This is a genomic window from Runella sp. R5_40, assembly GCF_057652295.1.
Genome location: NZ_JBYFCH010000001.1, coordinates 179,320 through 201,239, shown reverse-complemented (window position 1 = coordinate 201,239; position 21,920 = coordinate 179,320). Strand labels below are relative to the sequence as shown.

At 43.5% G+C, this 21,920-nt stretch carries 20 protein-coding genes; 6 read left to right on the top strand and 14 right to left on the bottom strand.

The annotated features are described in order from the left end of the window. Positions 1 to 3 precede the first annotated feature (3 nt). From AC23N5_RS00870 to AC23N5_RS00850, 5 genes are all read left to right on the top strand, one after another. Positions 4 to 474 carry a MarR family winged helix-turn-helix transcriptional regulator gene (locus tag AC23N5_RS00870; RefSeq protein ID WP_487754148.1) on the top strand — a complete coding sequence of 157 codons (471 nt, stop codon included), beginning with the start codon at positions 4 to 6 and terminating at the stop codon, positions 472 to 474. A gap of 403 nt (positions 475 to 877) precedes the next feature. Further along, on the top strand, positions 878 to 1,528 hold the full coding sequence (locus AC23N5_RS00865) for a TetR/AcrR family transcriptional regulator (protein WP_183972099.1): 651 nt from the start codon (positions 878 to 880) through the stop codon (positions 1,526 to 1,528). A 51-nt stretch (positions 1,529 to 1,579) separates the two neighbouring features. Continuing rightward, positions 1,580 to 2,941, top strand: a complete 1,362-nt coding sequence (locus AC23N5_RS00860) for a TolC family protein (RefSeq protein WP_487754147.1) — start codon at positions 1,580 to 1,582, stop codon at positions 2,939 to 2,941. Positions 2,942 to 2,958: 17 nt separating this feature from the next. Beyond that, entirely contained in the window at positions 2,959 to 4,146 is a 1,188-nt protein-coding gene (locus AC23N5_RS00855; protein WP_487754146.1) for an efflux RND transporter periplasmic adaptor subunit, read from the top strand. Between the two features lie 87 nt (positions 4,147 to 4,233). Further along, a complete protein-coding gene (locus AC23N5_RS00850) occupies positions 4,234 to 7,692 on the top strand; it encodes an efflux RND transporter permease subunit (RefSeq protein WP_183972096.1) in 3,459 nt (1,152 codons plus the stop codon). 82 nt (positions 7,693 to 7,774) lie between these two features. On the opposite strand, the gene msrB is transcribed toward AC23N5_RS00850, so the two are convergent. The 6 genes from msrB to AC23N5_RS00820 all read right to left on the bottom strand — a co-directional run bounded on the left by msrB (position 7,775) and on the right by AC23N5_RS00820 (position 12,749). Then, positions 7,775 to 8,284, bottom strand: a complete 510-nt coding sequence (msrB, locus tag AC23N5_RS00845) for a peptide-methionine (R)-S-oxide reductase MsrB (RefSeq protein ID WP_487754145.1) — start codon at positions 8,282 to 8,284, stop codon at positions 7,775 to 7,777. A gap of 15 nt (positions 8,285 to 8,299) precedes the next feature. Beyond that, complete coding sequence (locus tag AC23N5_RS00840; RefSeq protein WP_487754144.1) at positions 8,300 to 8,665, bottom strand: DUF5615 family PIN-like protein; 366 nt, start codon at positions 8,663 to 8,665, stop codon at positions 8,300 to 8,302. Next, entirely contained in the window at positions 8,666 to 8,893 is a 228-nt protein-coding gene (locus AC23N5_RS00835; protein ID WP_487754143.1) for a DUF433 domain-containing protein, read from the bottom strand. It abuts the gene before it with no gap. A gap of 105 nt (positions 8,894 to 8,998) precedes the next feature. Next, positions 8,999 to 10,708, bottom strand: coding sequence for an alpha/beta hydrolase-fold protein (locus tag AC23N5_RS00830; protein WP_487754142.1), 1,710 nt, complete (start codon positions 10,706 to 10,708; stop codon positions 8,999 to 9,001). A 4-nt stretch (positions 10,709 to 10,712) separates the two neighbouring features. Next, entirely contained in the window at positions 10,713 to 11,708 is a 996-nt protein-coding gene (locus AC23N5_RS00825) for a glycosyltransferase family 2 protein (protein ID WP_487754141.1), read from the bottom strand. A 6-nt stretch (positions 11,709 to 11,714) separates the two neighbouring features. Then, on the bottom strand, positions 11,715 to 12,749 hold the full coding sequence (locus tag AC23N5_RS00820; protein WP_487754140.1) for a hypothetical protein: 1,035 nt from the start codon (positions 12,747 to 12,749) through the stop codon (positions 11,715 to 11,717). A 136-nt stretch (positions 12,750 to 12,885) separates the two neighbouring features. On the opposite strand from AC23N5_RS00820, the gene AC23N5_RS00815 reads away from it, so the two are divergent. Then, entirely contained in the window at positions 12,886 to 13,608 is a 723-nt protein-coding gene (locus AC23N5_RS00815; RefSeq protein ID WP_487754139.1) for a class I SAM-dependent methyltransferase, read from the top strand. Positions 13,609 to 13,657: 49 nt separating this feature from the next. Here the strand turns inward: AC23N5_RS00815 and AC23N5_RS00810 are convergent, their stop codons facing one another. The 8 genes from AC23N5_RS00810 to pseB are packed head-to-tail and all read right to left on the bottom strand — an operon-like array spanning position 13,658 to position 21,890. Then, entirely contained in the window at positions 13,658 to 15,160 is a 1,503-nt protein-coding gene (locus AC23N5_RS00810; protein ID WP_487754138.1) for a lipopolysaccharide biosynthesis protein, read from the bottom strand. Positions 15,161 to 15,162: 2 nt separating this feature from the next. Beyond that, the gene (gene pseI / locus AC23N5_RS00805; RefSeq protein ID WP_487754137.1) at positions 15,163 to 16,227 is read right to left on the bottom strand and encodes a pseudaminic acid synthase; all 1,065 of its coding nucleotides are present in this window, start codon (positions 16,225 to 16,227) and stop codon (positions 15,163 to 15,165) included. Then, entirely contained in the window at positions 16,227 to 17,351 is a 1,125-nt protein-coding gene (locus AC23N5_RS00800) for a tail fiber domain-containing protein (protein WP_487754136.1), read from the bottom strand. Before AC23N5_RS00800 ends, pseI begins: the two co-directional genes overlap by 1 nt. Next, positions 17,348 to 18,358 (bottom strand): GNAT family N-acetyltransferase, encoded by a 1,011-nt coding sequence (locus AC23N5_RS00795; RefSeq protein ID WP_487754135.1) that lies wholly within the window; start codon positions 18,356 to 18,358, stop codon positions 17,348 to 17,350. The genes AC23N5_RS00800 and AC23N5_RS00795 overlap by 4 nt, the downstream gene beginning before the upstream one ends. Beyond that, complete coding sequence (gene pseF, locus AC23N5_RS00790; RefSeq protein WP_487754134.1) at positions 18,345 to 19,040, bottom strand: pseudaminic acid cytidylyltransferase; 696 nt, start codon at positions 19,038 to 19,040, stop codon at positions 18,345 to 18,347. Before pseF ends, AC23N5_RS00795 begins: the two co-directional genes overlap by 14 nt. 3 nt (positions 19,041 to 19,043) lie before the next feature. Then, positions 19,044 to 19,691 carry a pseudaminic acid biosynthesis-associated methylase gene (locus tag AC23N5_RS00785; protein WP_122932287.1) on the bottom strand — a complete coding sequence of 216 codons (648 nt, stop codon included), beginning with the start codon at positions 19,689 to 19,691 and terminating at the stop codon, positions 19,044 to 19,046. Positions 19,692 to 19,698: 7 nt separating this feature from the next. Then, positions 19,699 to 20,883, bottom strand: a complete 1,185-nt coding sequence (pseC, locus tag AC23N5_RS00780) for a UDP-4-amino-4,6-dideoxy-N-acetyl-beta-L-altrosamine transaminase (protein ID WP_487754133.1) — start codon at positions 20,881 to 20,883, stop codon at positions 19,699 to 19,701. Further along, a complete protein-coding gene (gene pseB, locus AC23N5_RS00775; protein ID WP_183972081.1) occupies positions 20,880 to 21,890 on the bottom strand; it encodes a UDP-N-acetylglucosamine 4,6-dehydratase (inverting) in 1,011 nt (336 codons plus the stop codon). The genes pseC and pseB overlap by 4 nt, the downstream gene beginning before the upstream one ends. Between the last annotated feature and the right edge of the window lie 30 nt (positions 21,891 to 21,920).

Here is a 21,920-nt window from a genome sequence, read left to right as displayed (position 1 = left end):
GCAATGCGCAAGGAAAAAACGGTGGATTTTCATATTAAATGGGCTTGGCACGCCATTTCGAGAATGTACAATACCTATGCGTCTCGTCGCTACGACATGACGATGGCCATTGGATATGTGCTACTAAATATTGACCTCGATTACGGGACGCCTGCTACCAAGATTGGGCCGTCAATCGGGATGGAGCCCCGCAGTCTGACCCGAACACTGAAAGCACTCGAAGAACGCGGCTGGATACGTCGAGAAACGGACGAAACAGATAAACGTTTTGTCAAAGTGTTTTTGACCGACGTGGGTAAGCGCAAACGCGAACAAGCCCGCGAAGGAGTCATCTCGTTTAATACGATGTTGCGTGATCAAATTCCTTTGGATAAGTTGGTTGTGTTTTTTGATGTAATTAAAGAAATCAATCGGTTGGTTGAAGAAGAAAATAACAAGCTCAAGGCGGAAAATCTCCTAAACGAAGAATTGTAAATATAGGTTTATCCTCCTTTTCTTCCCTTTCGTCCCTGTTTTTACCCACTTTACGTAGTTTTTGTACGCTACCGTAAAGTGGGTTTTTACTTTTGTAGCGGTTGATTTTTCAGGACATCGTCCAATTTTTGAAAAACAGCTATGGTTAAATTTATTATTTGAAAAGTACAAAATTTATTTTTTGTGTACCACCTCAAAATTTCATAAAAAAAAGTTAACCCTACTGACATAGGGTTGTCACTAGCGCCCATTTATTTTGTATTATAGATAATAATCAACTTACTAGATACTTAGAGCCTAAAACACAGCCATGACTTTTTTTAAAAAAACTTCGGAAACTTTGAACTTTCATTAAGTTTCCTAAGTTTCGTATAAAAAAAGTGAAAAACTAAGTACAGTAAGAGTGAGAGAAAGAATCTTAGATAAAGCCCAAGAATTGTTTTTTCGGTACGGAGTGAAAAGCGTAACGATGGACGACATTGCAAGGGAATTGGGCATTTCTAAAAAAACCATTTATCAGCATTTTGAAGACAAAAACGCAATAGTGTATGCAGGAGTTGAGCACCATTTTGCTTGTGACCGCACCATTGCCGAACAGATGCAAAATGAAGCACCCGACCCGATTGCAGAGATGGTAATGACTTCTGAAATGATGCGCCAAACGATGGCGGGCATGAACCCAACGGCCATTTTTGACATCAAGAAGTATTACCCACAAGCGTGGGATTTGTTCTCTAAGTATAAAAAAGAATTTATTCTTGAGATGGTCAAGAAGAACCTTTTGAAAGGCATCGAAATGGGCTTGTACCGCTCCACTGTCAACGTAGATATACTATCGCGTTTGAGACTCGAACAGGTAGAAATGGGGTTAGACCCGTATCTCTTTCCACTTGGACAGTTTAACCCATTGGATACTCAATTGGAACTGCTCGATCACTTTTTACGCGGAATTGTGACCATTGAAGGACTAAATCTGTATGAAAAATATATAACCAAACAGCTTTCAACGCCTATATCCACCATGGCTTTTTTTAGCCAAAAGAATACCTATTAACAGCTCATTTTTTTTAACAACCCCACAATTTTATAATCAACACTTTACTATATGCCACAATTTCGACCGCAATGGAAATGGCTGGTACTGCTTATGCTGCCACTGTTTCCGACGTACAGCCAAACGCGTTATTCTCTTCAAGAAGCCATTCAATACGGATTAACGCACAACATCAATGTAAAAAATACCCAAACTGACGCGCAAAGTGCCGAGTCGCGCATTGGAGAAATTAGAGCTGTAGGGCTTCCGCAAGTTAGTGCTTCGGTCAGTCTTATGGATAACCTAATTATCCAACGTGCTTTTTTACCAGCGGTCTTTTTTGACCAAAATGCTCCTGCTGATGCTCCTCCAATTGCAGTTCAATTTGGGGTAAAATATTCGGGTAATGCGGCATTACAACTTTCTCAAATCTTGTTCAATGCACAGTGGTTGTTGGGTTTAAAAGCAGCCCAAGCGTACCGCGAATTGGCAGTTAAAAACGTGACTCAGTCTAAAATTCAGGTGGCTGAAAGCGTTTCTAAAGCGTACTACAGCGTGTTGGTTGCCGAAGAGAGAGCCAAAGTGCTCGATTTAAACATCCAACGGTTGGACAGCTTGACCCGCGAAATGAGTGCCATGAACCAAAAAGGGTTTGTTGAAAAACTCGACGTTGACCGTTTGGAAGTGTCACTTAATAATCTCAAAACAGAACGGACGAAAGTACAAAACCTAGTGGATTTGAGTTACTACATGCTCAAGTTCCAAATGGGAATGAAACTTGACGAACAAATCATCTTAGCTGACCGAATCAGCGAAAGTGATGTAGAACGAATTGGACGAGAAATCAAAGCCGATGATGGTAGCGGTTTTAGCTATGACCAACGCGTTGATTATTCTATTCTGAAAAGCAACTTGTTGCTTTCTGAAATGGACGTTGAAAACAACAAGCGCGGCTATTATCCAACGGTAGCTTTGTTTGGTGGCTACGGCTACAACACAGGTCGTAATAGCATTGGAGATGTTTTTGGTTCACCTTGGTTTAACAATGCTAATATCGGTTTGAGCGTGAACATCCCTGTCTTTGATGGTTTTACGAAGAAGTACAAAATCCAACAAGCCAAGTTTACGGTGGATAAAGTAAAACAAAGTTTGAGTTTGGTAGAGCAGTCGATTGATTTGCAGATTCGGAGTGCCAACATTACCATCATCAATGGCCTCGAAACGCTGAAAAACCAAAAGCGTAACTTGGATTTGGCCCAAGAAGTAGTACGGGTTTCTAAAATCAAATACCAATCAGGAACAGGTTCAAACATTGAGGTTATCAACGCCGAGTCGGCCTTGAAAGAAGCTCAAACCAACTATTTCGCTTCGTTGTATGATTTGCTACTTGCCAAAATCGACCTCGACAAAGCAAAAGGAAAATTATCCTTCTAATCTTTAAAAACTTTATTATGAGCACATTGACAACATATACTACCAATAAAAAAACTCCTTTTAATACAGGGCTTCGCGCGGGTGTAGCGGTGCTGTTCCTCTCGGTTTTTGTGACTGCCTGTGGTGGCGGAAAAACAGATAATTCGTTGGCGGGTAAAAAAGAAGAACTTGCCAAATTGAAAGCGGAGTCAAAGACATTGACCGAAAAAATTGCCAAGTTGGATGCCGAAATCAAGGCAGCTGACCCAAGCATGAAAGCGGCAGAGAAAGTATTCCCTGTACTAACAGAAGCCTTGCAGGCGCGTAGCTTCAAAAGCTTTATCGAAATTCAAGGAACGGTTGAAACCAAAAATACGGCAACAGCAACGCCTCGTATGGCGGGTACTTATACCACTGTTTACGTAAAAGAGGGCCAAACGGTGAAAGCGGGCCAGTTGTTGGCTAAAATCGACAACGCTATTTTGCGCGACCAGATTGCGGCGTTGAAACAGCAAATGGAATTGGCGAATGTTGTTTTTGAAAAACAAAAAGGACTTTGGGATCAAAAAATTGGAACAGAAATCCAGTATTTGCAAGCCAAAAACAACAAAGAAGCGTTGGAGAAAAACTTGGCCGTTCTCGAAACACAAGTGGATTTGTACAACGTGTATGCGCCTATCAGTGGTGCCGTGGAGCGTGTGATGGCCAAAACGGGTGAAGTTGCTGCGCCAGGAATGCCGTTGGCAAGCATCGTGAACTTGGGAAGCCTCAAAGCAACCGCCAACGTGCCTGATGTTTATATCAGCCACATCAAAATGGGCGATGCTGTAAAGGTTGTTTTGCCTGATTTGAACCGTGAAATCAACGCCCGCGTGACGTTCATTAGCAAGTTGGTAAACCCAGCTAACCGTACCTTCAAAATCGAAGTAGCGATTCCGACCAGTTCAGACATTAAGCCAAACATGCTTTCGGTGTTGAATATTGCCGATATCAATAAGTCTAATGTGTTGGTAATTAAGCAAAATTACATTCAGAGTACTGAGTTTGGAGATGTGGTGTACGTAGCAACTACCGAAGGCAACAAAAAAGTAGCCAAAGGGCGTAAGGTGAAAATGGGGGTAGCTTACAACGGTGACGTCGAAATTTTGGATGGACTCCAAGCAGGCGATTTAATCATCACAGACGGCTATCAAGACTTGGTCGATGGTCAGGCAATCAGTTTCTAAAAACTGTTAATTGTTATTCGTTAATGGTTAACCGTACTGATGTTGGTAACCAATTAATTGACAACGATTAACCTAAACCGTAAGGTTATGACAACCCTAAAAGACTTCAAAGTGACGCGTTGGTGTTTAGAAAATAAAACCACCGTCTATCTTTTTACAGCTATAATTTCACTAGCGGGTTTGTTCGTGTATTTCACGATGCCCAAAGAACAGTTTCCCGAAATCGCCGTTCCGACGGTGATTGTCTCGACGATTTATCCTGGCGCGAGCCCCTCGGATATTGAAACTGTCATTACAAAACCCATCGAAAAGCAAATCAAAGCGGCGAGTGGGGTAACAAAAATTAAATCAAACTCGATTCAAGACTTCTCGTTGATTACGGTGGAGTTTTCGACGGGAATCAAGGCGCAAGAAGCCAAACAACGCGTAGCGGATGCCGTTGACAAAGCGTTGGTGGACCTCCCGTCTGACCGCAAACAAGACCCTTCGGTGCAGGAGGTAAACTTCTCGGAGTTTCCGATTATGAACATCAACTTGGCGGGGAATTACTCGTTGAAAAAGTTGAAAGATTATGCCGAACAACTCAAAGACGAAATCGAGTCGTTGCCCGAAATCACGCGGGTGGACATCGTAGGGGCGCTTGACCGTGAAATCCAAATCAACCTCGACTTGTACAAAATGCAAGCGGCGGGGGTATCGTTTTACGAAATTCAAAACGCGATTCAGGGTGAAAACATCAACGTATCGGGTGGTGAGCTAAACGTGGACAACGTTCGCCGTAACTTACGCGTAGTGGGAGAGTTCAAAGATGTGCGCCAATTGGAAAACATCATTGTTCGTTCTTCGACAGGTGCTACGCTTCGTTTGGCCGAAATTGCGGAAGTGAAAGACGGTTTTGCCGAAAAACAAAGCTATGCAAGTTTGGATGGAAAAACGGTAATTACGCTCAACGTCATCAAGCGGGGAGGGGAAAACCTTATTTCGGCGGCAGATGAAATCAAGGCAATTTTGAAAAAATACGAAGAAACGAAGTTCCCTGACGGCTTGAAAGTAAGTTTGACCAACGATAGTTCGGAGCGTACCAAAGTAGAGTTGAACGACCTACTCAACACCGTTATCTTGGGCTTTATCTTCGTAGTATTGGTACTGATGTTCTTTATGGGGGTTCAAGATGCGATTTTCGTAGGACTTTCGGTGCCTTTGTCCACGCTAGTAGCGTTTGTGTTGTTTCCCGTTATTGCTTCGGCAACGGGTATTACGTTTACGCTTAACACGATTGTACTCTTTGCGTTTTTATTGGGACTTGGGATTGTGGTGGACGACGCGATTGTGGTGATTGAAAACGCCCACCGCGTTTATAACGACGACAAAAAACTGACCCGTACCGAAGCCATTTCGTATGCGGCTGGTGAGGTATTTATCCCCGTATTGTCGGGTACACTGACGACTATCGCGCCGTTTTTGCCATTGTTGTTTTGGCCAGGTATTGTGGGTGAATTTATGAAATTTTTGCCATTGACGCTGATTATTACCTTGTTTGCGTCGTTGTTTGTGGCTTACGTGATGAACCCTGTTTTTGCCGCGTCTTCACTAAAACGCGTTGAAGAACATGCCAACGAGGACAAATCATTCAAGTCGATTCGCACCCCATTGTTTGTGTTGCTAGGACTTGCGGCAGTAGGATATTTAATCAACTTTGGGATTGGTAACTTGCTTTTATTTATTGCCATTCTATATGTATTTAACCACTACATTCTGACCCCAAAAATCATTGTTCCTTTCCAAGAAAACGTGTTTCCGCGTCTTAAAAATGGCTACCGTAAAGTGATTGCGTGGGTAATTACGGGTCGCCGCCCTTACGGTGTATTTGCGGGAGTGATTGGTATATTGGTTGGAACGTTTGTGTTGATGGGAGCTTTTCCTCCAAAATCAGTTTTCTTCCCAAGCGGTGACCCTGATTTTGTGTATGTGTATTGCGTGATGCCACAAGGAACGGACGCTTCTAAAACCAACGAGGTAATGAAGCAATTGGAAGACCGAGTGTATAGCGTAATCGGGAAAAATAGCCCAGCAGTAGCCTCGGTCATTACGAACGTTGGTATCAATGCGGGTGACCCTTTCAACCCTGACCGTACGGTAGTCCCGCACAAAGGGAAAATTACGGTGGCTTTCAAGAGCGTAGAAGAACGCCTTCACCACGGAGTATCGACTTCCGACATTTTGGCGAAAGTGCGTGAAAAAGTAAAAGGAATTCCAGGCGCACAAGTAACAGCTGAACCCGAAAGTAACGGCCCTCCAACGGGGAAACCAGTGACGATTGAGATTGCGGGCGAAGATTTTGGCCAGTTGGTAGAAGTAACCGCAAAAGTAAAAAATGCCATCGTCAAATCAGGAATTCAAGGAATTGAAGAATTGAAATCGGATTTGGTGTTGAACAAACCTGAAATTGTGATTGACATCAACCGCGAGCAAGCAGCCCGTGAAGGTATCAGCACGGCGCAGATTGCGTTGCAAATTCGTGGGGCATTGTTCGGAACTGAAGTATCTAAATTCCGAGATGACAAGGATGATTATCCGATTATGGTGCGATTGAAAGAAGGCGACCGCAACCAGATTGAGAAATTGTTGAGCATGAACGTGGTATATCGCGATATGAACCTTGGTGGTGTATTGCGCCAAGTTCCTTTGAGTACATTGACCAACATTCGTTACGCAACTACTTACAGTGGTATCAACCGAAAAGACCAAGAGCGCGTAGTGACGTTGTCGTCGGATGTACTTGGTGGATTCAACGCCAACGAAGTAAACGTACAAGTGCAAGAAGTAGTGGATGGCCTAGACCTTCCACAAGGTTATACGATTCGTTTGGGGGGTGAACAAGAAGAACAAATGAAGTCAATGCAGTTCTTAGGAGCAGCCTTTTTGGGAGCTATCTTGTTGATTTTCTTGATTCTAGTGACACAGTTTAACTCCACCAGTAAGCCACTTATCATCTTCTTTACGGTACTGTTTAGCTTGATTGGGGTGTTCCTTGGATTCATGCTTACGGGCAAAACCATGTCTATCATTATGACAGGGGTGGGTATCTTTGCCTTGGCGGGGATTGTGATTAAGAACGGTATCTTGTTGATTGAGTTTACGGACGAATTGAAAACCCGTGGCTACCCAACCCGTCAAGCGTTGATTGAAGCAGGAGCCGCTCGTTTGACGCCCGTATTATTGACGGCCTCAGCTTGTATTTTGGGTTTGATTCCGCTGGCATTGGGGATGAACATCAACTTTGTGACGTTGTTTACCGAATTTAATCCACAAATTTTCATCGGAGGTTTCAGTGCCTTGTTCTGGGGGCCATTGGCTTATACCATTATCTACGGGTTGTTGTTCAGTACTACCCTTACGTTGATTGTAGTTCCAACCATGTACTGGATTGTGGAGCGTTTGAAGTTTCGTTTGGGCAAAAAGTCAGCAGCTGAAGCAGTGTATGTTTTCAACAATGGTACCTCAAACGGCAACGGCCACCACGTTGAAGAAGAAGTAGAACATTAATTATTTTGAAGGTTTAGAGAAGCTTGTTAAGAAAAAAGCCGTTCCACTGGAGCGGCTTTTTTTGTGGAGTTTTTGGAAATTATCAATGGTTATTTGAAGCTATTTTTACAAACTTCAACGCCAACGAGTTCATACAATACCGTTGACGAGTAGGAGCGGGACCGTCGTAAAAAAGGTGGCCTAAGTGCCCATTACACCGCCTACAGCGTACTTCAATGCGTTCTTCGCGTTCTGAATAGTCCTTGCGAAACAACAGACAATGGGGAGTAGCGGGTTGCCAAAAACTGGGCCAACCTGTGCCACTGTCGTATTTTTGGGCTGAGTGAAACAGCAAATTTCCACAGGCGGCGCAGTGATAGTTGCCTTCGCCTTTAAAATCATGGTATTCGTTGGTAAAAGGAGCTTCGGTTGAACCCTCCCGTGTGACAGTATAAACGCCGTCGTCCAGAACTTCTTCCCAAACACCGTTCGGTACTCGTATTTCCATGGTATCAGTCAATGAAAAGTACGGGTTTTGTTTGGGTACTTTGCTGGCTCGCTGACAGCCAGCTACCATCAATAATCCTACTAATCCTCCCCAAAGTAGTTTCATACGATTTAGGAACTGTTAGAGATTTGGTAGTTTGTATATATTGGTACCGTGCCCTAATTCAATATAGAAGGAACCTTCTTGGTGTAACTTGCTTATTAGAAGTAAATTCTGTTCAAATAAAGTGAGTAATTCTTGATTAGAGATGTTACCTAAAATTACACGAACCAATTTGCGCGGGCTATGCCTAAGAAAAAAGGAATTTCGGAAGTCTTCGTCTTTTGTAACAACAATCAAATCGTTTTTATCCGCAAATTGACAAATTTCTGAATCTTTGGTGTACCACTTATTTTCTAATGAGTTGACATGAAATGCTTCAAAGCCGCTGTTCGACAAAAATTTGACGAGCTTAAAGGAAATATGAACATCGCAAAGAAATTTCATTTAGGCAGCTTCTTTCAATGAAAATCCAGAAACCAATAGTTTTGCGTAACTCAGGCAAGCAAGAATATCTTCACGTTCCAGTTCTGGATGATCGCTCAAAATATCATCAAAAGACATTCCTGACCCTATCATATCTATCATAACTTCTACTGGCCAACGCATCCCACGGATGACAGGCTTCCCATGGCATATTTCTGGGTCGATCGTAATTCTTTCAAGGTGCTGCATTGTATTAGTCTATTGGTTATGCAAGTTACTAACAACTGGCTGGATAAACAATCGTTTGCCTAGCACTTCTACCGTTATAAAAGCCAATAGAAGTGCTAGATAATATCAATACCGCCAACTCTTTAAATCGGCTCCTGCGGGGGCACCAGCTTCGATACGCTTCAGGATTTTAGGAATGTACATGGTATTATAACGAAGCCGCGACACGTAATTCGGCACGTTGGGGTCGCCGTTCCAGCAGTGTTCAAAACGGTCGCCGTATTTTACTTCGCCGTCGTAATGCGGGTTCTTGGTTGTTTTCAAGAAATCCTCCATTAAATAGACCGCATTGTTGAGGTAATAATTGTCCATATCGCCGCAGTAGATGTGGATTTTTCCTTGCAATTTTTTCCCAACAGTGGCCCATTGGCGTTTGAGAATGTGCATCAAATCGTAGTTTTCTGACCAGTATTTTGCTACACTATGGTCGATTTTACCCGTTTCTTTGTCCCAAATGGGCTTAGGATACCCATTTTCGCCCATTGGTGAGTAGGTTGCTTGCCAAATGTCCCATTGGTCGCCCGAACGTGAGTTGTCACCAATGGCCAGTTCGCGTTGGTTGATTTCTTCAATGGTGCACTTTACCTGACCTAGATAACTGCGCATCCCTGGGCGTGCAGTTTTCTTGAAGTCGCTAGGCAAAAAGTACGCGTTTTCGTCTTTGTAAATATTAACAACCGTGTAGGCTTCAAACGTAATGGGGTCAGGACAAGCCGCAAAACAGCCGTTAAACTCATCGGGATAAAACACTTGGGCTGCAAGAGCCTCCCAGCCTCCTGTGCTGCCGCCGTAGAGAAAACGTGCCCAACCTTGCCCAATGCCTCTGAATTGTTTCTCAATTGCGGGAATCAACTCGTACATGATGGCGTCGCCATAAGGCCCCATATTGGCCGAGTTGACGGCGTATGAATCGTCATAGTAAGGCGTAGCGTGTTGGATTTCGACGATGAGCATTCGAGGGAAATCTTTGCTCGTCCATTGTTTGTAAAAATTGTAGGCTTCTTGCCAAACGAATTTTTTATACCCATAAATCCCAAAACGAGCGATGTAATCCGTCGTGTCCATGTCGGCGGGAGGAGGTGTTTCTTTGAAGCCATCAAAGTCGGCGGGAAAGTGGCCGTGGTTGATACAAATGGGGTATTTTGCTTCTGGGTGTTCATCAAAGCCATGCGGCAATAGTACGTGAGCCCCCAAATACATAGGCCGCCCCCAAAATTCAGTCAAGAGTTTGCTCTGAATTTTGATGTGTTTGATGTACTTCGTGTCTTTGGGCTCGGGCAGAAGCGGGTTTTCTTGGTCAAGTACAATTTTTACTACCTGCTTGGCCTTGGGGTCGTACTTGATTTTGAAGGGTTTTGAAAACAAATTACCAGGAGCTGTGCGGTAGTTTTGGCCTTCACCGCGGTCCATCGGTAGTTTTACGGTATGTCCCGTTTTTAGCTTAAACGTTTCGTATTTGTGCAAAAGGGCCTGTACCCAATACTCACCCGCAGGAAAATCTTTGAGGGCTTTGACAGGGTAGCCATAAGCGCTGGCGCTTACCAATGCAGGTTTGTCGGCTTGCCAAGCGTCCACATTTTGTCCAAAAAGCTGTTGGGAGTTGGCTTCATCGCTCACTTGGAAGCGCGGCTCAGATTTGTTGTCTTTGGCCAAAAAAAGCATCAAGCGCCCGTCGAAGGTATTTCCTTTTGATTTGGGAAAACTGACCGAAAATTGCGTTTGAGCTACGGTAATGTAGGCACAGAAAAGTAGTAGAAATAAAGGTACGGTTCTCATAAGTTTACTTTTTAAATACCCAGTGATAAAAACGTTTGTGAAATGAACGCTGGAGTTGAAGAAGCTTTACTGTCCACGTTGGCGGTAAGGCAAAAAGTAAAACACTCCACCCGAGTAAAATACTACTTTTTCGTTCAATAGACAAGTAAAATGCTTCGCGTATCGCAGCCTTACGCCCTTCACGTTCGAGGGTTAAGATACATTTTTCAACAAAATCATTATTTAATAACGTTTCGTTGAGCTTGACTAGCTGAGGGGTGGGTAAAATGGGGCGTAACCGTTGCCGAACTTCAATAAAACTGTTGACCATAACGATGCGGTTACGAGTCATGCTGGTATGATGCAAGCGCATGAGCGGCAAGGTATTAGGTAAGTCTAGGTACTTAAATTGGATGTTTTTATAACAACACCGAATCCAAAACTCCCAATCTTCACAAGAAGGTAAATCTTCCGTAAAAAGCCCCGTTACTTTTTCTATCGTCGTTCGCCGCATCACGGGCATGGGAGGCATAATGACGCAGGAAATCACTAAAAATGGCAAAAGAGCTATTCCTTCGCCCGACTTATCGAGGGTCCAAGGGGTGTTTTTATGTTGGGGAGAAAAAATAAGTTCTGAGGTGCCGTCATAAAAATAGCGTAGCCCGCCATAAACAAGCTCAACCTCAGCATGTTTTTCCAAATACGCCGCATGGTGTTGGAGCTTGTCGGGTTGTAATAAATCATCAGAATCCAAAAACTGAATATATTTCCCTGTTGTGGCCCTAATCCCCGTATTGCGAGCGGCAGGAAGTCCCTGATTTTGCTGATAAACGTAACGAATACGGGGGTCGCTTTCTACAAATTTTTGTACAACCTCAGCACTATCGTCGGTAGAACCGTCATCGACAACGACGCACTCCCAATTTTGAAGTGTTTGATTTTGAAGACTTTCTAGCGTTTCGGCAATAAACCGACCGTAATTATAACAAGGGACAATGACTGAAACCAATGGTTGATTCATTGGGCATTAAGTTTGAGATGGATACGACAAATAAGTGACATTTTCGAGGTAAAAACTCGGCAACAAATGACCAAAATCCTGAAAAACGGGCTGGTCTTGGCAACAGATTTTGTAGATACTCACAACCTCCGAACCAGCCAAATGAGCATAAAGCCCAACGCTACTTATACAAACATAAATAACAGGGCGCTGACTGAGGGAAATTTGTTCGATAGAGTCAGAGGCGCCTAGCGTGTAGAGACTGGCCTTCCCAGCGACTTTTTGCTGCATAAACGCTTCAATGGCTTGCAATGAAGCTTGTCCTTGAGCGGGGTGAAATTTTTGATGAATACTGGTAAAACCACGTTTGAGGGCATCGGTTACAATCACGTCAATCCATCGAAGGTAGGTAGTTGGCGTCAAACCATGGTGGTCATAGATATTGTCATGAACAATAACGCACTGGTACTTTTCCTCAGATTCAATCTTAGGAAAAGGTAAACCAACTATTTGGAGGTTGGTAAGCGTAGGAAAAGAGTGTTGTGATACGCCAAATGCACCCAAATAACGTCCCAATTTTGTCGTAAAAAAACTACGGTTTGGAAGGTTCCTTTGACCGAAATTAAGATAATAAAGTACCGAACGAAGCGGATTAAAGGGCTTCTGAATGTCCCAATCGGCGGGAGGTCGATAAGCCACTAACCCTTCTTCAATATAATAATAGCCCTGACACATCGGATGCGTCACCATGAGGTGAAAAATACTGCTGTAAGCATGGGCAGCGTAGAGAACAAAGGGCTGCTGTTGCGTTATTTTTTCAAGCCATTGGTCAAATTCTCTCACCTTCTTCCAAGATTTCCAAAAAGTGATTTGAACAGCAAACGAATCTATCGGATAGTGCGAAAAAGGCAGTGGTATAGCTTGGTAGGTGCCGTCTGGAGGCAAGAAATTACGGCTAACGAGAAGGGTAACTGCTTCGAGGGGAATCTTTTCGATGCGAATCACTTCCAGTGCCATAAAGTACGTGATTGGACTGTGGACGTTGAATAAATGTCGAGTCATGAAAATGATGTCGCTTAGTCACAAAATAGGGATTCACTAATTGTCAAAGGTAGGAATAAATGTAGCCTAGGCCAAAAAGGACTGCTATTTGCTTTATCTTTGTACCTTCTTTCAACTATTCACTTAAAGAAATATTATGTCGCTTATCGGGAAGATATATCGCCAATTAGAACCAATTATCGAGGTCTTTTTTCGAACAACACGTCAATCTAAAACGGCTGCCGACCCTAGTAAATGGAAAGCAGAGGCCCAAAAAGGAGAGTTCGCTTTTCATAAAAACGACACATGGCGCCAAACGGAAGGCTTCTTACAACAAACAAGCGTCTTGTTTAAAGCATGGGGTTTTGAAGCAGATGAATTTGCGGGCAAGGTAGTTTTGGATGTGGGAGCAGGGAGTATGCTGCGTGGTAAATACTTTAAAAATGCCAAATTGGTGGCGTTGGAACCAATGGCTGACGACGTATTGCGCGAAATTCCGTGGACGGATTTACGTGACGCGTGGAAAGTTTTTTCTACGCCCGCCGAAGAGTCTATTCCTGAATTGGTAGGGCAAGTTGACTTTATCTTTAGTATCAACGTGCTTGACCACTGTTATAATTTTGACGAAATCATCGCCAATTTATATACCTATCTAAAACCTGGTGCAAGGGCATTTTTGTCGTTTGATGAGCATTACGTGACCAACAAAATGCACCCGTTGATTCTAACTGAAACCATTTGCCCTCCGATTTTTGAAAAGGCTGGCTTTAAAATTGAAAAATTTAACAAAGGTTTTGAAGGAAAAGCAGCGGAGGTAATGAAAGTGTCAACCTACGGTCACGGACAAACTTGCCTCAATTATTGGTTAAGAAAACCATAAGTTAGGGCCAAATAGACTTTCCAAGTTTTTAATTTAAACCTGGAAAGTCTTATTTTATTATTCCCCAGATTTTTTGATAGATAGTCTTGCACTGTTGGTTAAACTCTGGGGAGTAGCCACTCATATAAAAACCACCGACAAACAGCAACGTAATGGTAACGGAACGGTAAGCCATGTCTCCTAGTATGGCAATCGGGCTGCCTGTTAAACTTGGTAGTAAACTTACTAGCCCAAAAGAAGCAATTCCCATCCCAATAACAATGGCATTTTTGGAATTAAAAGGTTGAAAACCAAACAAGTACCAAAGGAGCCCATAACGGCAAAGGTTGTAGATGAATACCGAAACAACCGCTCCAATCGCCGCCCCTTCAATCCCGAACGTAGGAATCAATTGGTGGTTTAATAATACGGTACAAAAAATAAGGACGATAAAGAAAATCGTATCGAGGTAGTAATACTTTGAGGTATTAAGAATCGTACCGTTAATGCCCGTTGCCATGTCCAACACTTTTGAAAGACCAATCCAGACGATTACCCAGCGGCCTGCTTCGTAGGCGGGAGGTAGAAACTCGAAAATGTTGTCGAGGTTGACGCAGATTCCGAGAAATACCCACAGCCCTACGAAAAGTTGAACCAAACAGCTCTTTTGGTAAATTTTGGCAATATTTTCGTGGTCGTTATTTTTCCAGGCTTCTGCTACTATCGTGCCCGCAATAAGCTGCATCGCAATCATTGGCATGGCTATGACTGTTCCAAAAAACGACGCTGTGCTATAAACTCCCACTGCATTCAAGTCAATCATATCGGTAATCATGATTTTGTCGATGTAGAGGACAATTTGCGAAGAAAGTGAGGCGATAATGGAGAGCGCGCAAAATTTAAGAATGGGAATCAATAAATGGGATTGTTTCAAAAAACCAAAATCAGGGCGTAACGAAAACCGCCCTTCTCGAATGGTTTTGAGCACAATAAGTACCATTGGTAACGAAATTCCCGCGCACCAAATCATCATAAACTGGTCGAAGTTTATCCATCGAAAGGCGTACAGAAGTGCAACCACGAGGTTGTTGAGACGTAATACAAATTGGCTTAAAAACGTACCCGTCACGGAGTCGTAATGCAAGCGAGAATAAACATCAAATACGTTGAATATCAACATAAAAGCCACGATAGGTAGCAAATACGGGTAATATTTGACTAACAGAATGGACTTCTTTTGGTATTCTTCGATAAGCCCTTCTTTGAAAAACCAGAGCGCAACAACGACGATAATAAAACCAATAAAGGAAAACAACAGGGCTAAAAATAGGTAGCCATGGTCGTTGGTTTTAGCATCACGAAAATAGGGGAAGTAGCGTGTTCCCGCTCCGTTGAATCCAAGGTTAGCAAATAAGGGCAGCAGTAGCATCAACGACAAAAACAGGCTGATGAGCCCATTTTGGTCAGTTGCAAAGAAATTAGGGATAACATACCCCTGAGTTACCAAGCCAACTGCTGCGCTTAAGTAAGAATAGATGGTACTTTGAAAGGTCTGTTTTTTGATTTGGGCCATTCCTATGACGAGGCAATTAGCCCCCATTCTAATGCAGTACCAGCTTCAATGTCGCGCGAAGCATGGCTTTCTAAAATTTGATCATAATAACGTGTATGCAATCCATTAGCAGGACGAATACTGCGAACATTCTCGGCCGTAAAAGCCTCACCTGCTTTGATGTCTTTGACTACGTACAGCGAGCGTTTGAATTGTAGGCTTTTTTGTTCTTTGGCCGATAATTCGTAGTTGACTCGCCCCATTGCTAAAAACGCCCGTTCTGATTCAACCACCAAAGCGTTGATTTCCTCAGGTTCAAGGGAAAATGCGGAGTCCACGCCCCCATCAGCTCTACGTAACGTGAAGTGTTTTTCAATCACCCGTGCGCCCAACGCTACTGAAGCTACTGCCGCACCAATACCCATGGTGTGGTCTGAAAGACCGACAGGGCATCTGAAAAGCTCGCGCATGTGCGGAATGGTCAGTAAGTGGGTATTTTCGGGGGTTGCAGGGTAAGTGCTGGTACATTTTAGGAGTACTAATTGAGTACAACCATTGGTTTTTAGCACTTGTACGGACTCTTGGATATCAGCAATACTCGCTACACCTGTACTCATAATGACAGGCTTACCCGTTTTGGCCACTTTTTTGAGAAGCGTATGGTCGGTATTCTCAAACGAGGCAATTTTGTAACAAGGCACTTCCAACGACTCTAAAAAATCAACGGCCGAAAGATCGAATGGGCTACTGAAAGCAATCATCCCGAGGGATTTAGCACGGTCAAAAATAGGCTTGTGCCATTCCCAAGGGGTATATGCTTGTTGGTACAGTTGGTGTAAGTTTTGATTCTTCCAGAGTGAATTATCGTCGCGGATGTAAAATTCGTCCGATTTACCATTAAATGTGATGGTATCGGCCGTGTAGGTTTGAAGTTTAAGTGCATGAGCACCAGCTTTGGCCGCAGCATCCACCAGCTCAAACGCTCGTTCGAGCGATTGATTGTGGTTGCCCGACATTTCAGCGATAATAAACGGCCGATGATCAGGGCTAATAGTTACATGACCGATTTGAATTTCGTTGGCAAACATTATCGTTTTTTTAATTTCTCAATCTCTTTTTGAAGCTCTTTTATTTGGGCAGCTTGCAGTTGGAGAAGTTGTTGTTGCTCTTTAATAGCTTCTACTAGAACGGGGGTAAGGCCGTCATAGTTCAGAAACTTAGTACCGCTTTCGTTGTGCGATACTAACTCAGGTAATACATTCTCAACTTCTTGAGCGATTAACCCTACTTGTTTTTCGTCGGAAGTATTCCAGTTGTAGTAGTAACCATTCAATTGGTTCACCATTTGTAACGCATTACCTATTGGGGCAATATTACGTTTGGTACGAGCGTCAGAGAGCGCATTTATGGTGCCATAGACGGTCACTTTGGCGTTTGGAACAGGAACGCCGCCAATGCCTATATTGGTACCATTGTCGTACAATTGACTATTAACCAGTACGTTCGATTGATTAAATCTTGGCAGACTATTGATAGCAGGAGAGGTAGTAGCTATCGCAACGGTTGAATTGTTTGGCAAGAAGTTTCTCAACAAAGTTCCTTGAGCATCAGTCGTAAGAAGTACACTTCCTAGTCCTACCTGTACACCTTCAAACCGAACAGAACCTGTGGTATGTAATTGGGCTTGAGGAGTGATGGTACCAATGCCTAGTGAACCATTGGCTGATAAAATCATTTTTATCACGTTTAGGTTTGTCCACGAAAATAAAGGTCGGTTCGTAACAAAACCGGGTCCTAAGAGCGCTTCTCCATTGGTGTATGTTCGAGCATCAAACTTGACAATAGGCTCATTACCAAAATCATTTTCAGGGGTTGTTGAAACGCTGAAAGACATAGAAAAACGTCTGTCTGTTTCATTATGTGCAAGAATAGAGGGCATAAAGCGCCCGTTTAAAACCGTAGAATTGGTAAATGCCAAGAAATCTTTGGGTGCATCAGCAACCTTGATTTTAAGAATTTGCTCCAATGTAGAATCACTAGGTGTTTTAAGAATAGATATTAACCCTCTTAAATTGCTACCTACCCCCAAGTTTGGAGGTAAAGTAATAGCCGTATTTGAATTGTCTTCCACCCAAGCGTCTGGGGTAGGGTCTTGTCCTTTACCAGTTAGGTGCAGAACTATAAAGACGAAAAAAAAGAACACTTTTCTCATGGCTGACGATTGGTTTGTAGTTTGTAATAATCGGCGGTGCTTTCTAATTCATGAAATCCTGCCCGTTCAAAAGCTTTTTTGGAAGCAAGATTAGCGAGCTTGATGTAAGCAATGACACTACTTTCGGTTTCAAACGTTTCAAAAAATGCTTGAATACTTTGCGCTATCATGGAAGTGGCAAAGCCATTACCTCGAAAATGGTTAGCAATTGAGATGCCAATGACAGATTCATCGTTGTTTTTGTCAATTCTAACTTGTCCAACTGGCTGTTTTAAATGGTTCTCAAATACCAACATCAGGCTATTAGGTGCCTGTATTTTTTTTACAAACCAGTCAACATGCTTATCGTACGGAATCGGGTCGGAATTGAAAGAGTTTTGTCGAGTTCCCTCATCATTGGCCCATTCAAAATACAAATCAACATCGGAGACTATTGCCTTTCGGAAGCTGAGCGTTCGATTCAATTTTGAATGAATGAGTACGTCAATAAATCGCCCATCAAAAAAACAATGTTCCTTGAGGCGAGCCTCAAGCGGAAAACCTGCCTTTTCAAGAACTGGATATAAATGAGGTCTTACATCAAAAGCATAGGTAAATAGCTTGTGAAAGTTGGCTTCGCTAAAACCTACTTTTTCAATTAATTGTAGATAATTTAGCCAAAACTCCTCGAAATAGTCTTTTTCAAGACTCGTATTCATCAGAAAAGAAATTTCGGCATATTTATCAACCCAGTTAATATGAACCAAACCACCATAAGCAACAAGTTGCCCGTCTTTGAGAAAGGAAAAAAGCAGCTGAGAAGGTTGATTTTGTTCAAACAATGAACTCACCACCGTTGAAAAATAGGCTTCCTGCGCTTCAAGGGTAAGGGGCTTTGATTGACGTAAATGATAAATTTGCTCATTTCGCCATTGCCTGATTAAATATTTGTCTTCGTCTCTTAGAGGTACTAGCTGATACGATTCATTCTCAAAAATTTGACGAGATAAACATTTATAATTTCTCATATAATAGCATGTATTTCAACTCCGCCAATTTCCAATCTTGTTCATTATCAATGTCTTGAGCTTCTAGTTCTGAAATTTCAATGCAGCTCGTATTGTCGGTCATGAGGCGCTGATTGATGAAAAAACGAGCAACGTCAAAGAAATAAAACTGCCCTGCATCGTGGTAGCATGGTTCTAAATCTTGCGAACGGGCACTAAAATACTGTGGCTCACGGAGTACGAACCGCTGGTCAGTTTTTTGGACGAGGCATCGTTGTATAGGATACGAAAACCGCATGACAGGAAACACCGCATCGAATTCTCCCTCTTTTAGTGTTTGAGAAGCCTTTTGCAATAGCTCTTTTGTGACAAAAGGCGCTGTTGGGTAAAGGCAACAAGCTGTGCTAAAATGTTGCCCGATTTGTTGATAGGCTTCCAGAACTTCATTGATTACATCTGCCGTTGTTGCAAAATCATCAGATGCTTTTTCTGACCGCTGAAAAGGAACTTTTGCGCCGTATTCTTGGGCAATTTGGGCAATTTCAGCGTCGTCTGTCGATACCATTACTTCGTCAAAAAGATTACTAGCAAGCGCTGCTTCAATGCTGTACGCAATGATTGGCTTCCCCAAAAAATCTTTGATGTTTTTACGGGGAATGCGCTTGCTGCCTCCTCGGGCCGTAATGATGGCAATACAACTCATCGGCTATTGTTTTTCCAAAAGATACATATAGTCCACATTTCCTTGCTGTGAAGCAGAGACGTATGGGTACATTTTGCGATATATTTCTTGGAGCTGAGGGAAATTTTCTTGGAAAATTTTGCTGTAGTCTGCCTTCCAAAGAAACCCTTCGTTGCCGCGGTAGTTTATGTTAACCAAAGAGCTGGCGAAGTACTCAAAACCCCAAACGTATTTTTTGCTACAACGCACCATTTCTGACATGATTCGTGGTAGGTCGTCGGGAGCAATGTGAATAAGCACGCCGTTTGTTACTACCACATCAAAGTAGCTGTCTTTGAAAGGAATATCAAACCCTGACCCTTGAATGATGTTTACGTTTTTGACGATTTCTTTAGCTTTTTCTACCGCGTAGTGCTGTAGCTCAATTCCGTATAAATTGGTGAAACCCATTTCTTGGAGACACCGTAATTGTAGCCCAATGTTACAGCCCACTTCTAAGATTTTGGCATCTTTGGGGAGGTCACGAAGGCAATCCTCGTTCATTTGAGTCTTTGTAATCCCCCATTCGTGTCGATAAAAGTCGTCATATTGAGCTGACGTCCAGTTGTTTCTATCGGAATAGGCTTTGCCAAACTCTCCGCTCCAAAACGCTTCCTGTGTGGTGGTTGACATGATGTATTTATGAGTGATAAAAATCAATAATTGTTTGAATAACGAACGCTTGTTGGGCTTCTGTGAGGGTAGGGTACATCGGCAAACTCAAGCAGTGGCGGTAATAGTTCTCGGCAGCAGGGAAATCACCTTCTTTCCAGCCTTGAGCGCGGTAATACGGCATCAAATGGCACGGAATGTAATGAACTTGGGCAAAAATCTGCTGTTCGCGTAAGTGGGTATAAAGCCCCAAACGGTTCTCGACTTCTACCACATAAAGGTGGTACGCATGGCCCTCAACCACGCCCGATTGTCCTTTGATAAACGATAATCCCTCAAAAGCTGCGTTGTAAACTTGCGCAATTTCGCGTCGTCGAGCGAGCCCTTCGTCGGCCCTAGCCAGCTGAGAAATTCCCAATGCTGCCTGAAAATCGGTAAGTCGGTAATTATAGCCTAGCGTTTGCATTTCCATGTACCAGCCTGGGTAGTTGGTGGCTTGCTCGTCGCCTGCGGCAAACGCAATGGAGTTTTGGAAACCATTGGCATCGCGACTGATGCCGTGGGTACGAAGTGTCAGCAGCTTTTGGTAAAGGGAAGCATCATTGGTAGTAATCATTCCTCCTTCACCGCAAGCAATGTGCTTTACGGGGTGAAATGAGAAAATGGCTAAATCGGCAAATTGACCATTTCCGCAACGTTGTAGGTGCCCTTGGCTATCGTTGAAATAGCCCCCTGGCGCGTGACAAGCATCTTCAATAATCCACAGGCCGTATTCATCAGCTAGGGCTCGAAAAGCCTCTAAATCAACTGCGCGTCCTGCAAAATCAACGGGGACAATTCCCTGATAGGTTCCTTTAGGAGCGGAAGCAAGCAGGTTGCGCACCGCCTTGATGTCCAATAAATAGGTGTCGGGGTCAATGTCGGCAAAAACAACCTCCCCGCCGCAGTAGCGAACACAGTTGGCTGATGCCGCAAACGTAATGGGCGTGGTAATCACTTTTTGGCCTTCGGTTACGTCCAACGCTAGCGCACACAAGTGCAACGCGGCTGTTCCGTTGGCCACAGCCACGGCATATTTTGCGCCGACATATTCCGCAAATGCGACTTCAAATTGATGAATAGTGGGGCCTTGCGTCAGAAAATCAGCGCGTAAAGCCTTGGTCACTACTTCAATATCGTCGTCGGTAATATTTTGTCTTCCGTAAGGAATCATACTTCAAAATTGGGGTCAACGTGCTGCTTGATTTGTTGGCGTAAATCATCGACTGTAAGCCATTCGTCGTTAGTGCCCGAGTTATACTCAAACCCGTACGGGACTTTGCGGCCGTTGAAGGCGTTGACGTAATCGTCCATGCTCCAAATCGGTGTACTTGGGCAAATAACGTAGTACTTGTCAAGTTCGATGGTATTGAGCGAATCGGTTTCGGTAATCATTTCCTCGTGGAGTTTTTCCCCAGGACGAATCCCCACCACTTCTTGACGTGCGTTAGGCGCAATGGCTTCGGCTACGTCAGTAATGCGGTAAGAAGGAATTTTTGGGACAAATATTTCGCCTCCCCAAGCATTTTCGAGGGCAAACAGGACCATTTTTACCCCGTCTTCGAGCGAAATATTAAAACGAGTCATGTCGGGGTGAGTAATGGGCAAAACTCCTTCTTTGCGTTTCTGCAAGAAAAAAGGAATCACCGAACCGCGCGAGCCAATGACGTTTCCGTAACGCACGACTGAAAAACGAATATCACGAGCGCCTTTAATGTTGTTGGCCGCCACAAACAATTTGTCGGAACAAAGTTTGGTTGCGCCATACAGGTTGATAGGAGCCGCCGCTTTATCGGTCGAAAGGGCTACTACTTTTTGGACACCCGTAGCCAAGGCCGCCGTGATGACATTTTGACCGCCTAAAATGTTGGTCTTGATGCACTCCATCGGGTTGTACTCCGCCGCAGGAACTTGCTTGAGGGCTGCCGCATGAATGATAATGTCGATGCCTTCGCACGCCATCGTGAGGCGGGCTTCGTCGCGAACGTCCCCAATAAAATACCGTATGACGGGGTATTTGCTGTGGCTAAATTCTTGTGACATTTCAAACTGCTTCAATTCATCGCGCGAATACACCACCAAACGCTTAACGTCAGGGTATAGCTTGAGAATCGTTCTAATAAATTCCTTGCCAAATGAGCCCGTTGCTCCAGTTACAAGGATTGATTTTCCATTTAACATTATTTAATCAAGAGGATTATTCGGTGGTTG

Excerpts from the sequence above, each read along its gene's own strand:
- AC23N5_RS00870 (WP_487754148.1), top strand. The coding sequence starts at position 4 with ATGCGCAAGGAAAAAACGGTGGATTTTCATATTAAATGGGCTTGGCAC.
- AC23N5_RS00860 (WP_487754147.1), top strand. The coding sequence starts at position 1,580 with ATGCCACAATTTCGACCGCAATGGAAATGGCTGGTACTGCTTATGCTG.
- AC23N5_RS00855 (WP_487754146.1), top strand. The coding sequence starts at position 2,959 with ATGAGCACATTGACAACATATACTACCAATAAAAAAACTCCTTTTAAT.
- AC23N5_RS00850 (WP_183972096.1), top strand. The coding sequence starts at position 4,234 with ATGACAACCCTAAAAGACTTCAAAGTGACGCGTTGGTGTTTAGAAAAT.
- msrB (WP_487754145.1), bottom strand. The coding sequence starts at position 8,284 with ATGAAACTACTTTGGGGAGGATTAGTAGGATTATTGATGGTAGCTGGC.
- AC23N5_RS00840 (WP_487754144.1), bottom strand. The coding sequence starts at position 8,665 with ATGAAATTTCTTTGCGATGTTCATATTTCCTTTAAGCTCGTCAAATTT.
- AC23N5_RS00835 (WP_487754143.1), bottom strand. The coding sequence starts at position 8,893 with ATGCAGCACCTTGAAAGAATTACGATCGACCCAGAAATATGCCATGGG.
- AC23N5_RS00830 (WP_487754142.1), bottom strand. The coding sequence starts at position 10,708 with ATGAGAACCGTACCTTTATTTCTACTACTTTTCTGTGCCTACATTACC.
- AC23N5_RS00825 (WP_487754141.1), bottom strand. The coding sequence starts at position 11,708 with ATGAATCAACCATTGGTTTCAGTCATTGTCCCTTGTTATAATTACGGT.
- AC23N5_RS00820 (WP_487754140.1), bottom strand. The coding sequence starts at position 12,749 with ATGACTCGACATTTATTCAACGTCCACAGTCCAATCACGTACTTTATG.
- AC23N5_RS00815 (WP_487754139.1), top strand. The coding sequence starts at position 12,886 with ATGTCGCTTATCGGGAAGATATATCGCCAATTAGAACCAATTATCGAG.
- AC23N5_RS00810 (WP_487754138.1), bottom strand. The coding sequence starts at position 15,160 with ATGGCCCAAATCAAAAAACAGACCTTTCAAAGTACCATCTATTCTTAC.
- pseI (WP_487754137.1), bottom strand. The coding sequence starts at position 16,227 with ATGTTTGCCAACGAAATTCAAATCGGTCATGTAACTATTAGCCCTGAT.
- AC23N5_RS00800 (WP_487754136.1), bottom strand. The coding sequence starts at position 17,351 with ATGAGAAAAGTGTTCTTTTTTTTCGTCTTTATAGTTCTGCACCTAACT.
- AC23N5_RS00795 (WP_487754135.1), bottom strand. The coding sequence starts at position 18,358 with ATGAGAAATTATAAATGTTTATCTCGTCAAATTTTTGAGAATGAATCG.
- pseF (WP_487754134.1), bottom strand. The coding sequence starts at position 19,040 with ATGAGTTGTATTGCCATCATTACGGCCCGAGGAGGCAGCAAGCGCATT.
- AC23N5_RS00785 (WP_122932287.1), bottom strand. The coding sequence starts at position 19,691 with ATGTCAACCACCACACAGGAAGCGTTTTGGAGCGGAGAGTTTGGCAAA.
- pseC (WP_487754133.1), bottom strand. The coding sequence starts at position 20,883 with ATGATTCCTTACGGAAGACAAAATATTACCGACGACGATATTGAAGTA.
- pseB (WP_183972081.1), bottom strand. The coding sequence starts at position 21,890 with ATGTTAAATGGAAAATCAATCCTTGTAACTGGAGCAACGGGCTCATTT.